The following is a 15,446-nucleotide window of genomic DNA, read 5'->3' on the forward strand; positions in this document are numbered from 1 at the left end:
GGACGGCGACGGGCGCGAACGGAGACCTGCCGGGCGCGGGAACGCCGCAGGGGAGGGGCGACCTGTGCGGCCGATCCTCCCCTGCGGGGTGGTGCGGTTGCTTCCCGACTACTTCTCGACGGCCTTCCGGGTCCGGCGCGGAGCCGGGATCTCCTCGGCGGTGGTGGCCGTGGCCTTCTTGACCGTCCGCTTCCGGGGAGCCGGAGCCTCTTCGGCCGCGGGGACCGCCTCGACGGCGGCGACGGCCTTCTTCACGGCCCGCTTGCGCGGCGCCGGGGCGGCGGCCTCCTCGGCCGGGGCGGCCGTGGCCTTCTTGACGGCCCGCTTGCGCGGCGCCGGCGCCTCCTCGGCGGCAGGGACCGCCTCGACGGCGGCAGCCGCCTTCTTGGTGGTGCGCTTGCGCGGAGCCGGGGTGTCCGTCTCCTCGGTGACGGCGGCGACGGCCTTCTTGGCGGCCCGCTTCCGGGGAGCCGGGGCTTCCTCGGCGGCGGGGGCCTCGACGGCGGCGGCAGCCGCCTTCTTGGTCACCCGCTTGCGCGGAGCCGGAGCCTCCTCGACGGCGGCCGGAGCCGCGGCCGGAGCCTCGGCGGGGGCCGGGGTCTCGGCGGTGGTGGTGGCCTTGCGCACGGCCCGGCGACGCGGGGCCGGGGCGGCTGCCACCTCGGTGGCCGGGGCCTCGACGGGGGCCGGAGCCGCGGCCGGAGCCTCGGCGGGGGCCGGGGTCTCGGCGGTGGTGGTGGCCTTGCGCACGGCCCGACGGCGCGGGGCCGGGGCGGCTGCCACCTCGGTGGCCGGGGCCTCGGCCGGGGCCTGGGGCTCGATGGTGGTGGTGGCCTTGCGCACGGCCCGGCGGCGCGGGGCCGGGGCGGCTGCCACCTCGGCGGCGGGGGCCTCGACGGCGGCCGGAGCCTCGGCGGGGGCCGGGGGCTCGATGGTGGTGGTGGCCTTGCGCACGGCCCGACGGCGCGGGGCCGGGGCGGCTGCCAGCTCGGTGGCCGGGGCCTCGACGGCGACCGGAGCCGCCACCGGGACCTCGACGGCGGCCGGGGCCGCGACCGGGGTCTCGGCGGGGGCCCGCTTGGCGGTCCGCTTGCGCGAGGCCGGGGCGGTGGCCGACTCCTCGGGGGAGCTCACCAGGGAGGTGATCGGCTTGCGGACGGCCCGCTGCTGCGGCTTCCGGGAGCGGATCACGGGCTCGGCGGCGGCCGGTGCCTCGACGGCGGCGGGTGCCTCCGCAGCGGCAGGCGTCGCGGTGGCGGGTGCCGTGGCGACGGCGGCGGTCTCGGCCACCGGCTCCGCCCGGTGGGCGCGCTTGCGCGGGGCGCGGGCGGGCGCCTCGACGGCGGCCTCGGCGGTCTCCACCGCCACCCCCGCCGCTTCCACGGTCTCCGCGGACGCGGCAGCGGACGCGCCGCCCCGGCGGTTGCGGTTGCGGCGGCGCGAGCTGCGGCCCTCCACCGGGGCGGCCGCGGGGCCGGTGCCGGTGGCGGCGGGCTGCTGCTCGACGGCCTGGGTCTCGGGGGCCACGGCGCCGACGGTGTCGACCGCGCCGCTGCCGCCACGGGTGCGGCGGCGCTCGCGGTTGCGGCGGGACGGGCGCTCGGCGGGAGCCGGGGTCTCGGGGGCGGCGCCCCGTCCACCCCGGACGTCCCGACTGTCCCGGGCGTCGCGGCTGTCCCGGCCGTCCTTGGCGTCCCGTCCGCCGCGACCGCGCTGGCCGCGTCCGCCGGTCTCGCCGAGGTCCTCGACCTCCTCGGCGGCCAGGCCGGCCCGGGTGCGCTCGGAGCGCGGCAGGACGCCCTTGGTGCCGGGGGCGATGCGCAGCAGCTCGTACAGGTGCGGCGAGCTGGAGTAGGTCTCCTCCGGGTCGTTGAACGGCAGGTCCAGCGCCTTGTTGATGAGCTGCCAGCGCGGGATGTCGTCCCAGTCGACCAGGGTGACGGCGGTGCCCGAGGCGCCGGCCCGGCCGGTGCGGCCGATCCGGTGCAGGTAGGTCTTCTCGTCGTCGGTGCACTGGTAGTTGATGACGTGCGTGACGCCCTCGACGTCGATGCCGCGGGCGGCGACGTCGGTGCAGACCAGGACGTCGACCTTGCCGTTGCGGAAGGCGCGCAGCGCCTGCTCGCGGGCGCCCTGGCCGAGGTCGCCGTGCACCGCGCCGGCCGCGAAGCCGCGCTTGGTGAGCTGCTCGGCGACGTCGGCGGCGGTGCGCTTGGTGCGGCAGAAGATCATCGCCAGGCCGCGGCCGTCGGCCTGGAGGATCCGGGAGACCATCTCGACCTTGTCGAGCGAGTGCGCACGGAAGATGTGCTGCTCGATGTTGGCGACGGTGGTGCCGGTGTCGTCCGGCGCGGCGGCCCGGATGTGGGTGGGCTGGCTCATGTACCGGCGGGCCAGCGAGATGACCTGGCCGGGCATGGTGGCCGAGAAGAGCAGGGTCTGCCGCTTGGCGGGCAGCATGGTGATGATCTTCTCGACGTCCGGCAGGAAGCCGAGGTCGAGCATCTCGTCGGCCTCGTCCAGGACCAGCGAGCGGACCTTGGACAGGTCGAGCTTGCGCTGCCCGGCCAGGTCGAGCAGGCGGCCGGGGGTGCCGACCACGATGTCGACGCCCTTCTTCAGGGCCTCGACCTGCGGCTCGTACGCGCGGCCGCCGTAGACGGCCAGGACGCGGACGCCGCGGACCTTGCCGGCGGTCTGGAGGTCGTTGGTGACCTGGGTGCACAGCTCGCGGGTGGGCACCACGATGAGTGCCTGCGGGCCGTCGGAGAGCTGCTCGGCGGTGGCCCGGCCGGCGGCGACGTCGGCCTCGACCACGACCCGCTCGATCAGCGGGAGGCCGAAGCCGAGGGTCTTGCCGGTGCCGGTCTTGGCCTGGCCGATGACGTCGTGGCCGCTCAGCGCGACCGGCAGGGTCATCTCCTGGATCGGGAAGGGGTGGACGATGCCGACGGCCTCCAGGGCCTCGGCGGTCTCCGGGAGGATCCCGAGGTCCCGGAAGGTCTGCTTGACGGGTTCAGTGGTGGTGGACAGGGTGCTGCCTCTTCCGTGTGGAGGGCCGAGTCCGACGCGTCCTGCCGTGCCCGGGCAGCCCCGTGCGGGGCGTGACGGGCGGGCGGCGCGGGGGAGGGCGTCCCGGTGACGGGTCGTGCGGCGCGCTGTCGGCGCGATCCGCGGCGGCCCTCGCTCGGCCTGATGCGGTGCCTGGGCCCGAGGCTCGGGCCAGGTCGGAGCCGATCGGGTCTCCGACCGGGCATCCGCGTACGTGAGCGCCGGGTGCTGCACCGGGCGGCGGGACGCCGCCGGGCGCGACTGGGAGCGGCCTGCCGTTGGACGGACGGGCCGCGCCGGTCTACACCTGGCCTCACCACCTACCATACAGTCAAGCGACGACTCGAACACGTGACGGCGGCTACTCCGACCGGCCGCGCCCGGGTGGCGGGGCGCCCGGCGGGCGGATCCGGCGGGCGGGCGGGAGCACTAAGGTCGTCGGCATGGAGACTCAGGAACCCGGTGAGGGCCCCACCGACTCGATCGGCCCCTGGGCGGCCCGGGCCGCCGACCCGCAGTACCGGGCGGCCGTGCTGGACCTGCTCGGCGCCCTCGCGTACGGCGAGCTGAGCGCCTTCGGGCGGCTGGCCGAGGACGCCAAGTTCGCGCCCGGCATCACCGAGAAGGCCGCGCTGGCCCGGATGGCCTCCGCCGAGTACCAGCACTTCCAGCTGCTGCACGACCGGATGGCCGAGGTCGGCGCCGACCCGGTCGCGGTGATGGAGCCGTTCGTCGAGCCGTTGGAGAACTTCCACCGGATGACCGCCCCGTCCGACTGGCTGGAGGGCCTGGTCAAGGCGTACGTCGGCGACGCGATCGCCACCGACTTCTACCGCGAGGTGGCCGTCCGGCTCGACGACGACACCCGGGACCTGGTGCTGCGGGTGATGTCCGACACCGGGCACGCCGAGTTCGCGGTCGAGCGGGTGCGGCAGGCGATCGCCGAGGACCCGCGGGTCGGCGGGCGGCTGGCGCTGTGGGGGCGGCGGCTGATGGGCGAGGCGCTCAGCCAGGCGCAGCGGGTGGTCGCCGAGCGCGACGCGCTGTCCAACCTGCTGGTCGGCGGGGCCGAGGTGCGCGGCTTCGACCTGGTCGAGGTCGGCAAGATGTTCAACCGGATCACCGAGACCCACACCAAGCGGATGGCGGCGCTGGGCCTGGCCTCCTGAGCGGGCGGCGCCCCCGGCCGCTCAGCCGTGCCGGTGCCGGCCGCCGGCCGGCAGGTCCGGCCGGGCGGGCAGTGACACCAGCAGCGCCGCCGCCGTGGCGGAGAGCAGCAGCTGCACCGGCGGCAGCTGCCCGTCCATCACGTAGCCGCTGATCCGGCCGCCCAGCAGCGCGGCCACCAGCGCGGTGCCGACGGGCAGCGCGCGCGGGCCCGGGAACAGCTCGGGCCGGACCAGGAGGGCGCCGAAACCGACGGCCAGTCCGATCAGCGCGAACGCGGTCGTCTCCCACACGGCTGCCTCCCGGGGCGTTCGATGCTGCGGCAGCACTCCGCCTACCCGCCCCCGCCCGCCGGTACGCACAGCACGGCGCCCCGTCCCCCGGGCGGGGGACGGGGCGCCGTGACGCGGGCTCAGAGCGTGCCGAAACCGACCTTGCGGACGGACGGCTCGCCGATCTCGACGTACGCGAGCCGCTCGGAGGGCACCAGCACCCGGCGGCCGCGCTCGTCGAGCAGGGTGAACAGCTTGCTGGTGCCGTCCAGGGCCTTGGCGACCGCGTCCGCGACCTCTTCGGCAGATTGCGCGCTCTCCAGGACGATCTCCCGGTTCGCGTTCTGCACCCCGATCTTGACCTCCACGGCTTCCGTCCCTCCGGTAGCTGGCCGCGCGCCCCCGACCGCGGTTCGCGGTGGGCGCGCCCTACGGGCATCACCTTAAGGCAGCGACCCGGCCGGGGGGCGAAGGTCGGGGGCCGGTCCGCTCAGGGCCGAATCCGCGGTCAGTCGGACTGCTCGGCCGAACCGTCCTGGGAACCCTCCTGGGAGGGGTGCATCGGGAAGCCCTTCAGGCCGCGCCAGGCCAGGCTGGCGACCAGCCGGACGGCCTCCCCGCGCGGGATCTCGCCGTCCTGGGTGAGCCAGTACCGGGCGGTGATCTGGGCCAGGCCGCAGACGCCGACCGCGAGCAGCTTGGCCTCGGCCTCCGGCAGGTCGGTGTCCTCGGCGATCACCTTGGAGACCAGGGTCGCGCTCAGGTCGGTGGCCCGGTCGACCCGCTCGCGCACCGCCGGGTCGTTGGTCAGGTCCGACTCGAAGACCAGCCGGAACGCGCCGGACTCGCTGGAGACGTAGTGGAAGTACGCCTCCATGGTGGCGGCGACCCGCTGCTTGTTGTCGTTGGTCGCCTCCAGGGCGGCCCGGGTGCCGTCGACCAGCGCGTCGCAGTGCTTGTCGAGCAGCGCGAGGTAGAGCTCCAGCTTGCCCGGGAAGTGCTGGTAGAGCACCGGCTTGCTAACGCCGGCCCGCTCGGCGATGTCGTCCATGGCGGCGGCGTGGTAGCCCTGGGCGACGAACACCTCCTGGGCGGCTCCGAGCAGTTGTTCGCGGCGGGCGCTTCGCGGCAGGCGGGCACCGCGCGGGCGCTCCTGCGCCTCTTGGATGGCCGTCACGGCGCTCCTCACTTCTCACTTCACGGTCCGCGGTGGGACTGGACAGGTGATTGATTCTACTTTTCGGTAACCCGCGCGTGCGCGGGTGAAGCCGAGTAAAGCGCACAACCGCCCTTGTCGGGAGCCCACAATACGACCGGACCCGGACTGTCCACAGGTCGAGACGGGCTCGTGACGGCGGCAGCACGGCTCCGTGACCGGCCGTGGCGACCGACCCCCCCGTCACTACCATCGTGCTCCATGAGCGCCTCCCAGCACCCCCTCGCCGCCCTGGAGCCGCACCGCACCGTCGAGGTGCCCGGAGCGGAGCTGGCCGTCAGCCGACACTGCGAACCCCGGGAGGGACTGCCGCCCGCCCTGTTCGTGCACGGGCTCGGCGGCTCCGCCGACAACTGGCTCGAACTCCTCGACCGGCTCGCCGACGACGTCGACGGCGAGGCCGTGGACCTGCCCGGCTTCGGCCACTCCGCCCCGCCGCTGGACGGCGACCTGACCCTCTCCGGGCACGTCCGGGCGGTCATCGGGTACCTGGAGGAGACCGGGCGCGGGCCGGTCCACCTGCTCGGCAACTCGCTCGGCGGCGCGGTCGCCGTCCGGCTCGCCGCGCTCCGGCCCGACCTGGTGCGCAGCCTCACCCTGATCTCCCCGGCGCTGCCCGAGCTGCCCCCGCAGCGCACCGCCTGGTCCACCGGCCTGCTGGCCCTGCCCGGCGTCGCCGGGCTGATCCGCCGCCGCAGCCGCGGCGCCGACCCGGAGAGCGCCACCGCCGACCTGCTGCGCCTGGTCTACGGCGACCCGGCCGGCATCCCCGCCCACCGCCGGGCCCGCGCGGTCGACGAGTACCGCCGCCGGGCCGCGCTCCCGTACTCCCTGGGCGCGCTGACCGGGTCCGCGCGCGGCATCGTCAGCGCCTACACCGAGCGCGGCGGGCAGGCGCTGTGGCGGCAGGCCGAGCAGGTCACCGCGCCGGTCCTGCTGGTCTACGGGCTCAAGGACAAGCTGGTCTCCTACCGCTCGGCCCGGCGGGCCTGCGCCGCGTTCCGGGACGCCCGGCTGCTGGTGCTGCCCGACTCCGGGCACGTCGCGATGCTGGAGCACCCCGAGCCGGTCGCCCGCGCGGTGCGGGAGCTGCTCGCGGAGGCCGACGGGCGCGGCTGAGCGCCGGCCGGCGGGGCCGGGCCCGGCGCACGCGGGGCGCACCGGGCGCGCGGAACACGGCGGAAGGCCGAAAACGGAACGGGGACGCGCGAGGTCACGGGCGTTCACTCGATGGTGTGGCAAGCCGGGCCGGGCCCCTAGGGGCCCGGCCCGGCGCTCTACCGTCGTGTTGTCGGACCGAACAGGTGTGGGGGGCGAGACGGCGAGGGCGGCGGCCGCGGGGAGCGGGCACCGGCCGGACGGCCGTCGAGCACGGACGCACTCCCCTGTGTCGTAGGGCCGTGAACCCAGTCGAAACGCTCTGCTCTGGAGGCGTCGTGCGCATCGCTCTGCTCACCGAGGGCACCCTCACCACCGCACAGCGTGGCGGAGGGGGCTGGTGCGGCCGCCTGGTCGACGGCCTGCCCGAGCACGAGTTCCGGCTCTACCGGCTGCTGCCCGCCGACCGCCAGGCCCCGCCCAGCGGCGTCCGCGGCCTGCACGGCGTCCACGAACTGCCGATGTGGGGCCGCCGCCCCGCCGGGCGCGGACCGACCGCGCTGCGCCGCCGGGCGTACCTCAAGGCGTACGAGGAACTCGTCCGCGCCTTGGTGATGCCCGGCGAACGGGCCGGGTTCGGGCCCGCGCTGTACCGGCTGGCCGCGCTCGGCCGGGAGGACGGGGCGCTGCCCGCGTTCCTCGCCTCCGGCCACGCGCACCGCGTCCTGGAGCGGACCTGGCGGATGCCCGGCGCCGACACCGCCGGCGGCCAGCCGCTGGTCTGCGACGTGCTGGTCGCCGCCGACCTGCTGGAGCAGTGCCTGCGGCCGCTGTCCGCGCCCTGGTACGGCACCGGCCCGGCCGGGCTCGGCGGCGCCGACCTGTGCCACGTGGTCGGCGGCGGACCGGCCGCGCTGCCCGCGCTGGTCGCCCGCGAACTGCACGGCGTCCCGTTCGTGGTCACCGAGCACGGCCTGCACCTGCGCGAGCAGTACCGCGGCTACCGCAGCGCCCCCTACCGCTGGCCGGTGCGGGCCCTGCTGCTGTCCTTCTTCCGGCAGCTCACCGAGGAGACCTACCGGCAGGCCGCCGTGCTCACCCCCGGCAGCGAGTACGACCGGCGGTGGCAGCAGCGCTGCGGCGGCGACCCGGCCCGCACCCGGATCGTCCACGAGGGCACCACCGCCACCACCCGGCCCGCCGCCGGGGCCGAGCCCGAGGCGCCGACGCTGGTCTGGGCCGGCGCGCTGGAGCCCGGCCGCGACCCCGAACTGATGCTGCACGCCTTCGCCCGGGTCCGGGCCGAACTGCCCGCCGCCAGACTCCGGATGTACGGCGAGGAGGGCGCGCCCGGCTACCTCGCGCACTGCACCGCGATCGCCGGACGGCTCGGCGTCGCGGACGCCGTCGAGTTCGCCGGGCGGCCCGGGACGTCCGCCGAGGCGTGGGAGTCCGGCAGCGCCGTGGTGTTCAGCGCGCTCGCCCAGCGCAGCCCCCGCCCGCTCGCCGACGCCATGCTCAGCGGCCGGGCGGTGGTCGCCACCGAGGTCGGCGTCGCCCGCGAGGTGCTCGGCCCCACCGGACTGCTGGTGCCGCCGCGCAGCCCGCGCGCCCTCGCCGCGGCCTGCCTGGCCCTGCTCGCCGACCACGAACGGCGCTCCCGGCTCGGCCTGGCCGGCCGGCTGCGGGCGCAGGAACGCTTCGCCGTGGAACCCGTGGTCGGCGCGTTCCGCGAGGTCTACCTCGACCTGGTCTCCCGCTACCCCGCCTTCCCGGCCCGCCCCGGCGCCCCGGTCCGGCCGTTCGCCCGCCCCGCCGAGTACTGGGTGGCCGGGGCCGCCGGTGGGGAGACCCCGCTGCCCTCCGTGCCGTCCGTGCCGACCCCGGCCGAGCGGTCCGCGCGGCCCGAGCGACCCGCGCGGGCCGCCGCCGGACCCGCCCTCGCGGAGGCGCTGTGACCGGCACGCCCGCCGACCCCGTCCGCGAACTCCTGGACGCCAACCGGGACTTGTGCGAGCAGGCGGTCGACCCGCTGGAGATCGCCGCCGCCCTGGAGGACTCCGGCCTGGCCGCCGACGGCGCCACCCGCTACCGGCACGCCGACGTGTTCGGCCTCGCCGAGGAGCTGTACGCCCGGGTGCCCCGCCGCCCGCCCGCCCGCGAACCGCTCCCGCCCGCCGCACCGCTGCGCACCCTGCCGCTCACCGCCCTGCGCACCGCCGCCGTCCACCTGCTGCCGCTGCTGCCCGCGACCGCGCTCGGCGGGGTGCCCGGCGGGGCGCTGGCGGTGCTGCTCGGCGCGGGCGCGGGGGCCGCGCTGGCGGAGCGGCCGGACGGTGGGCCGGGGCGGCGGAGGGAACGGGGCCGGGGCCGGGGTGGCCGGGGGACGGACGACGGCGGTACGGACGACGGCCGGGGCCTGACCGGCCGGGAGTGGGGCGGCGGCGAGCCGGACCGGGCTCCGGCGCGGGGCGCGTTCCCGTGGGCCGCGCTCGGGCAGGGCGCCGGGACCGGACTGCTGCTGGCGCTGCTCGCCGCCGCCGCGCCCGGGGCCGCGCCCGCCGCCGCGTTCGGCGCGGCGGGGGCCGGAGGGGCGGCGGCCTGGCTGCGTCGGTTCGGTCAGCGGCAGGGCGGGGCCGCCACGCTGGGGGAGTTCCGCTCCCGGCTGCGGTTCGCGCTGCCGCTGGCCGTGCTGGCGCAGCTGGCCGTCCTCGCCGCGCTCGGCCGGGCCCTCGCCGACGGCGCGCCCGCCACCGGCCTGGCCGCGCTGCTGGTGCTCGGCGTCCTGCCGCTGCTGGCCGCCGTGGTCCGCGACGCGGGCCGCCCGGGCACCGCCGCGGTCGCGGTCCTCACCGCCGCCGCCGGGGCCGCCGTCCTGGCCCTGCCCGGCCCCGCGCACTGGCTGGACGCCTCCCCGCCCGGCGGCCTCTCGGCCGCGGCCCTCGGGCCCGCACTGCTGCTGGCCGGCCGGGCCTGGCCCCCGTCCGCGTGGCCGGGGGCGTACCGGTGAGGGCGGTTCCGGCGACGGGCGGCCCCGCCGGGGCGTGGACCGGCGACCGGGCCCGGAAGCGGTGGGGGGCCCGGCGTCCGGCCGCGGTCCCGGGCCGGGAGCCGCGGGACGCCCGTCGTGGGGCCGGGGCGGCCGGCCGGGCCCGGGTCGCGCGGCTTCGGGACGCGGCGGCCGGACGGGCCCGGGCCGTCGCCGTCGTCCGGGCCCGGCGGTCGTCGGGTGTCCGGCGTCCGGCTGCCGGGGCCGGGGCCGGCCGGGCCCGGGCGGTGCGCGCTCCGGGGCGGCGGGCCGGCCGGTGCGTCGATCAGATCTCGTTCCGCCCGGCGGTCGCCGGGCCTGAGGGAAGGACTTGGACCCGATGAGGGTGCTGCTGCTGGGGGCCGACGGGTTCATCGGCCGGCGGGTGGCCGATCGGCTGCTGGCGGAGGAGGGGCTCCAGGTGACCGTGCTGGGCCGGGGCGATTCCGCCGACATCCGGTTCGACCTGGCCGCGGGGAGTCCGGGCGCGCTGGCCCGGTTCCTGGACGCGGTCGCCGCGCAGGTGGTGATCAACTGCGCGGGTGCCACGTACGGGACGTCGCGGACCCTGATCCGGTCCAACACGCTCGCGGTGGCCACGGTCTGCGAGGCGATCCGGCGCAGCCGGGAGCCGGCCCGGCTGGTGCACGTGGGCTCGGCGGCCGAGTACGGTCCGGCGCAGCCGGGCGGGCCGATCCCGGAGAGCGCGGAGCCGCGTCCGGTCGGTCCGTACGGGGTGTCGAAGCTGGCGGGCACCGAGCTGGTGCTGAGCTCGGGGCTGGACGCGCTGGTGCTGCGGGTGTTCGACGTGGTCGGGCCGGGGGCGCCGACGGCCTCGCTGTTCGGGCGGCTGGCGGAGGGCCTGCGGCGGGCGCTGGAGCAGGAGGAGGGCCAGGTGCGGATGCCGGACCTGTCCGGCTACCGGGACTTCGTGGACGTCCGGGACGTGGCCCGGGCGATCCAGGCGGCGGCGGTCTCGGCCGCCACCGGGGTGATCAACATCGGCTCCGGCCACGCCGTCCGGGCCCGGGACGCGGCGCACCTGCTGGTGCGGGCGTCCGGCTTCGAGGGCACCGTCACCGAGGACGCCCGGCAGGTGGTGCTGCCCGCGCAGCAGGCGGGCGCGGAGGGGCTGCGGGCCGCGGAGGCGCGGGCGGTGGTGGAGCCGGTGCAGTGGCGGCAGGCGGACGTCCGGACCGCCCGGGACCGTCTCGGATGGCGGACGCAGGTGCCGCTGGAGGAGTCCCTCGGGGACGTCTGGCTGGAGACCGCCTGCCGGGTGTGAGCCGGAACGGCCGGGCCTGACCAGGGGGTTGGCCCGGGAAGTCGAGGTCTCGGCATCCGGTGCGGCGCGTCTCACCCACCGGACCCGCTGTCTTGGAATACCCCGGGCACGTGACACTGTTGGCGTAGTCGAACAGAACCTGACGACCATCGGAGTCCCCGTGTCGCTGCCACCCCTGGTCGAGCCCGCCGCCGAGCTCACCGTCGAAGAGGTCCGCCGGTACTCCCGCCACCTGATCATCCCCGACGTGGGCATGGACGGGCAGAAGCGGCTGAAGAACGCCAAGGTGCTGTGCGTCGGCGCCGGCGGCCTCGGGTCCCCGGCCCTGATGTACATGGCCGCGGCCGGTGTCGGCACCCTCGGCATCGTCGAGTTCGACACGGTCGACGAGTCGAACCTGCAGCGCCAGATCATCCACGGCCAGTCCGACATCGGCCGGTCCAAGGCCGAGTCCGCGCGCGACTCGGTCAAGGAGATCAACCCGCTGGTCGAGGTGGTCCTGCACGAGGAGCGCCTGGACAACGACAACGTGATGGAGATCTTCTCCGGCTACGACCTGATCGTCGACGGCACGGACAACTTCGCCACCCGGTACTTGGTGAACGACGCCGCGGTGCTGCTCGGCAAGCCGTACGTCTGGGGTTCGATCTACCGCTTCGACGGCCAGGCCAGCGTGTTCTGGGCCGAGCACGGCCCCTGCTACCGCTGCCTCTACCCGGAGGCCCCGCCGCCGGGCATGGTCCCGTCCTGCGCCGAGGGCGGCGTGCTGGGCGTGCTGTGCGCCTCGATCGGCTCGATCCAGGTCAACGAGGCCATCAAGCTGCTGGCCGGGATCGGCGAGCCGCTGGTCGGCCGGCTGATGATCTACGACGCCCTGGAGATGCAGTACCGCTCGGTGAAGGTCCGCAAGGACCCGAACTGCGCCGTCTGCGGCGAGAACCCGACGGTCACCGAGCTGATCGACTACGAGTCGTTCTGCGGCGTGGTCTCGGAGGAGGCCAGCGCGGCGGCGGTCGGCTCGACGATCACCTCCAAGCAGCTCAAGGAGTGGATCGACAACGGCGAGCCGATCGACATCATCGACGTCCGCGAGGTCAACGAGTACGAGATCGTCAGCATCCCGGGCGCCCGCCTGGTCCCGAAGAACGAGTTCCTGATGGGCAACGCCCTCCAGGACCTGCCGCAGGACCGGCGCATCGTGCTGCACTGCAAGACCGGCGTCCGCTCCGCCGAGGTCCTCGCGGTCCTCAAGTCCGCGGGCTTCGCGGACGCGGTGCACCTGGGCGGCGGCGTGATCGGCTGGGTCAACCAGATCGAGCCGGAGAAGCCCGTCTATTGACGGGCCGGTGCCCTCCGCGCGACCGCCCGGTCGGGGATGCGTGTCCCCCGGCCGGGCGGTTCCGTGCGTCCAGGGGCCCTCCGGGGCCCTGCGGAGGGGCCGGGGCAGGCCAGGGCGCCAGGGCCTAGAGGGCGTTCCGGCGGTGGAGGACGTTGTAGGCGCCCCAGCCCGGGGCGACCGGGAGCCAGAAGGTGAGCAGCCGGTAGAGGAAGACCGCCGGGGTGGCCGCGGTGGCGGGGACGCCGGCCACGGTCAGGGCGGTGATCAGGGCGATCTCGACCGGGCCGATGCCGCCGGGGGTGGGGATCGCGGAGCCGGCCGCGTTCGCGGTGAGGAAGACCACGGCCACGGCCGCGTAGGTGACGTTGGCGCCGCCGCCGAACGCGTGCACGGAGGCGTCCAGGCAGGCGGTGAAGGAGAGCGTCAGCAGGAGGATGCCGCCGAAGCCGGTGACCAGCTTGCGGGGAGTCTGCATCAGGTCGAGCATCCGCGGGATCACGCCGAACAGCAGGGAGCGGACCCGGGTCACCACGAAGCGGCGCAGCGGGCCGACCGCGGCCACCACCAGGGCCAGCACGGCCGCGGTGAGGACGCCGATGATGACGGCCCGGGAGGCGCCGAGGTCGCCGTTGGTCTGCGAGCCGGTGATCAGGCCGAAGGCGAACAGCAGCAGCAGGTGGCCGCCGAGGCCGGCCAGCTGGGAGGCGCCGACCGAGGCGACGGCCTGGACCGGGCGGATGCCGGCCTTCTGCAGGTAGCGGGTGTTCAGGGCGATGCCGCCGACCGCCGCCGGGGCGACCAGCTTCACGAAGGAGCCGGCCAGCTGGGCGGCGACGGTGCGCCAGAACGGGAGCTTCTCCGGGACGAAGCCGGTCAGGCTCATCGCGGCGGCCACGTACGAGAACGCCGAGGCGGCCAGCGCGACCGAGGCCCAGGCCCAGTTCATCTGGGAGACCTTGAACTGGTCCGGCCGGATGGTGGTCAGGGCCAGGTAGGCGGCGAAGGCGAGCGCTACCACCATGATCAGGGTCTTGGGCTTGAGGCGCTCCAGCTTGGCGGGCTCCAGCGGGGCCTCCGGGGCGATCTGCAGGATCTGCGCCCGGATCCGGGCCAGCAGGTCCTCGCCGGCCTGGGCGATGTCCTCCTCGGCCTGCTGCTGGGTGCGCTCCCCGGCGGCGACCTGCCGGAGCGCCAGCGCCTGGGCGGCGGCCTTGCGCTCCTTGGTCATCCGCTGGAGGTCGCCGCGGGTCTGCCGGCTCAGGCCGACGGGCTGCAGCAGCGGCAGCGCCTCGGCGATCCGGGTCGGGCCGAGGACGGCGGTGGCGACGGCCACCGCGCGCTCCGGGCCGATCCGCAGGGCGAAGGTGGTGATCAGCTGGGCGACGTCGATGCGCAGGGTCAGGTCGCCGGCCGCGATGTCGCCGCCGGAGAGGTTGACCAGGCAGCCGGTCTGCTCGTCGACCACCAGCAGTGACTCGCCGGTGAGCCGGCGGTGCGCGATCCGGCGCTCGTGCAGGGTGGCGACGGACTTCCAGAACGAGGCCATCACCGCGTCGGTGACCTCCGCGTCGGCCAGGTCGTCCAGCGTCCGCCCGGCCACGTTCTCGTAGACCAGGATCGCGGCGTCCGGGCCCAGCTCGGAGGTGGCGACCAGCTGCGGGGCGCGGGCCCCGGAGGCGGCCGCCGCGTACGCGATCAGGGCCTCCTGCTCCAGCGCCTGGCGCAGCGACTGGGGGCTGCGGCGGACCGCGACGGAGCGCAGCCGCAGCCGCCGCCAGGCGCGGTAGAAGAAGCCGGACGCCTGCTGCTCGCGGTCGATGATGTGCACGTCCAGCAGCGGGCCGGTCTGCTGGGTGACCAGGTAGCGGCGGGTGCCGCCGGGCGCGGGCGGGGCCAGGTGCGCGGCGGACGGGACGAAGCCGACCTTGCGCAGGCCGATCATCAGGTGCTGCCCGGTGGGGCGGATGTTCGGCGAGCCGATCGCGTACAGCGTGCCGTACGCCACCGACCAGCCGATCAGGACGGTCAGCACCAGGGAGAGCGGGGTGGTGTTGCCGTTGATCAGCTCGGCGGTGCCGGAGAGGATCACCACCACCCACAGGGCGACCCGCCAGCGCGGGCGGCTCGACATGCCGACCGCCGTCATGTACGCGATCACCGGCGCCAGGTAGCCGTGCACCGGGTCGGTGAGCGTGTCGCTGCCGGGGGAGCTCTGGGTCAGCGCGTTGCGGATCTCCTCGGGCGCGCCGGCGGCCACCCACCAGTCGACGCCCAGCGAGACGCCGTACGCCAGCACCGAGGCGAGCACGCCGTCGGCGACCCGCAGGCCGTCGCGCTTGATCAGCCGCTCGACGGCGAAGGCCAGCGGCACGGTCAGCACCGCGATCGAGGACACCAGCGCGGAGATCTTGGACAGCACGCCGGGGATGCGGTTGGCGTTGACCGTGATGTCGTTCTCGATGCCGGTGGTGGTGGAGACCGCCACCTGCGCCAGCACGAACACCGCGATGATGCCGAACAGCCCGGCCAGGAAGCGCAGCAGGTCGGACGGCCGGTGCGCGCGGGGGGCGAGCAGCGGCTCGTCGACGGCCAGGTACTCGCCGGCCGGCTCCTCGGCGGGCTGGTCCCCGCCCGGGCCGTAGGGGCCGTCCGCCCCGCCGGGGCCGTAGGGCTCCTCCGGCGGTCCGTCCGGTCCGTAGGGCTCGTCCGGTCCGTCCGGCGGCCGGTCCGGCCCGCCGTCCGGCGGCAGCTGTGCGGCCACCGCTTCCTCCCCCGTGTGGTGCGCGTCCCGTGCCCGGTGGCGCAGGTCGACCGGCGGGGCGGCGGGGCCCCGCGCGGTGGAACCGTCGGTGGCGGGCTGCTCGGAGCCCTCGTCCACGTTCAATTCCGCCGTCCCGGTCGTCTGGTCTTCGTCCTGGTGTGTCGCACTGCCCCGAAGATGCTGCCATGCCCGCCACCCGGGCGCGGTCCAGGGGCGGCATCCCGCGCGC

At 76.2% G+C, this 15,446-nt stretch carries 11 protein-coding genes; 6 read left to right on the forward strand and 5 right to left on the reverse strand.

The window, feature by feature from the left end; genetic code table 11:
- Positions 1–108: 108 nt before the first annotated feature.
- Positions 109–2,919: a DEAD/DEAH box helicase gene (locus K353_RS15270; protein WP_111554149.1), complete on the reverse strand. Its 2,811-nt coding sequence runs from the start codon at positions 2,917–2,919 to the stop codon at positions 109–111.
- Between the two features lie 575 nt (positions 2,920–3,494).
- Between K353_RS15270 and K353_RS15275 the strand changes: the two genes are divergently transcribed.
- Positions 3,495–4,220 (forward strand): ferritin-like fold-containing protein, encoded by a 726-nt coding sequence (locus K353_RS15275; protein ID WP_111554150.1) that lies wholly within the window; start codon positions 3,495–3,497, stop codon positions 4,218–4,220.
- A gap of 21 nt (positions 4,221–4,241) precedes the next feature.
- On the opposite strand, the gene K353_RS15280 is transcribed toward K353_RS15275, so the two are convergent.
- The 3 genes from K353_RS15280 to K353_RS15290 form a co-directional block, all read right to left on the reverse strand.
- On the reverse strand, positions 4,242–4,511 hold the full coding sequence (locus K353_RS15280; RefSeq protein WP_111554151.1) for a hypothetical protein: 270 nt from the start codon (positions 4,509–4,511) through the stop codon (positions 4,242–4,244).
- A gap of 119 nt (positions 4,512–4,630) precedes the next feature.
- A complete protein-coding gene (locus K353_RS15285) occupies positions 4,631–4,858 on the reverse strand; it encodes a DUF3107 domain-containing protein (RefSeq protein ID WP_100836463.1) in 228 nt (75 codons plus the stop codon).
- 140 nt (positions 4,859–4,998) lie between these two features.
- Entirely contained in the window at positions 4,999–5,667 is a 669-nt protein-coding gene (locus K353_RS15290) for a TetR/AcrR family transcriptional regulator (protein ID WP_111554152.1), read from the reverse strand.
- 240 nt (positions 5,668–5,907) lie between these two features.
- Here K353_RS15290 and K353_RS15295 point away from each other — a divergent pair, with 240 nt between their 5' ends.
- The 5 genes from K353_RS15295 to moeZ all read left to right on the forward strand — a co-directional run bounded on the left by K353_RS15295 (position 5,908) and on the right by moeZ (position 12,456).
- A complete protein-coding gene (locus K353_RS15295) occupies positions 5,908–6,825 on the forward strand; it encodes an alpha/beta fold hydrolase (protein ID WP_111554153.1) in 918 nt (305 codons plus the stop codon).
- A gap of 317 nt (positions 6,826–7,142) precedes the next feature.
- Complete coding sequence (locus K353_RS15300; protein WP_158585414.1) at positions 7,143–8,762, forward strand: DUF3492 domain-containing protein; 1,620 nt, start codon at positions 7,143–7,145, stop codon at positions 8,760–8,762.
- On the forward strand, positions 8,759–9,814 hold the full coding sequence (locus tag K353_RS33825; protein WP_146616472.1) for a hypothetical protein: 1,056 nt from the start codon (positions 8,759–8,761) through the stop codon (positions 9,812–9,814). Before K353_RS15300 ends, K353_RS33825 begins: the two co-directional genes overlap by 4 nt.
- A gap of 358 nt (positions 9,815–10,172) precedes the next feature.
- Positions 10,173–11,117: an NAD(P)-dependent oxidoreductase gene (locus tag K353_RS15310; RefSeq protein ID WP_111554155.1), complete on the forward strand. Its 945-nt coding sequence runs from the start codon at positions 10,173–10,175 to the stop codon at positions 11,115–11,117.
- Positions 11,118–11,277: 160 nt separating this feature from the next.
- Positions 11,278–12,456, forward strand: a complete 1,179-nt coding sequence (moeZ, locus tag K353_RS15315; RefSeq protein WP_111554156.1) for an adenylyltransferase/sulfurtransferase MoeZ — start codon at positions 11,278–11,280, stop codon at positions 12,454–12,456.
- 124 nt (positions 12,457–12,580) lie between these two features.
- Here moeZ and K353_RS15320 read toward each other — a convergent pair whose 3' ends face one another.
- Positions 12,581–15,334 carry a lysylphosphatidylglycerol synthase transmembrane domain-containing protein gene (locus K353_RS15320; protein ID WP_199528105.1) on the reverse strand — a complete coding sequence of 918 codons (2,754 nt, stop codon included), beginning with the start codon at positions 15,332–15,334 and terminating at the stop codon, positions 12,581–12,583.
- Positions 15,335–15,446: the final 112 nt, after the last annotated feature.

The organism is Kitasatospora sp. SolWspMP-SS2h (genome assembly GCF_003259315.1).
Taxonomy (GTDB): domain Bacteria; phylum Actinomycetota; class Actinomycetes; order Streptomycetales; family Streptomycetaceae; genus Kitasatospora; species Kitasatospora fiedleri.

Coding starts and splice junctions, on each gene's coding strand:
- K353_RS15295 (WP_111554153.1), top strand. CDS start 5,908: ATGAGCGCCTCCCAGCACCCCCTCGCCGCCCTGGAGCCGCACCGCACC.
- K353_RS15270 (WP_111554149.1), bottom strand. CDS start 2,919: ATGACCCTGCCGGTCGCGCTGAGCGGCCACGACGTCATCGGCCAGGCC.
- K353_RS15275 (WP_111554150.1), top strand. CDS start 3,495: ATGGAGACTCAGGAACCCGGTGAGGGCCCCACCGACTCGATCGGCCCC.
- K353_RS15310 (WP_111554155.1), top strand. CDS start 10,173: ATGAGGGTGCTGCTGCTGGGGGCCGACGGGTTCATCGGCCGGCGGGTG.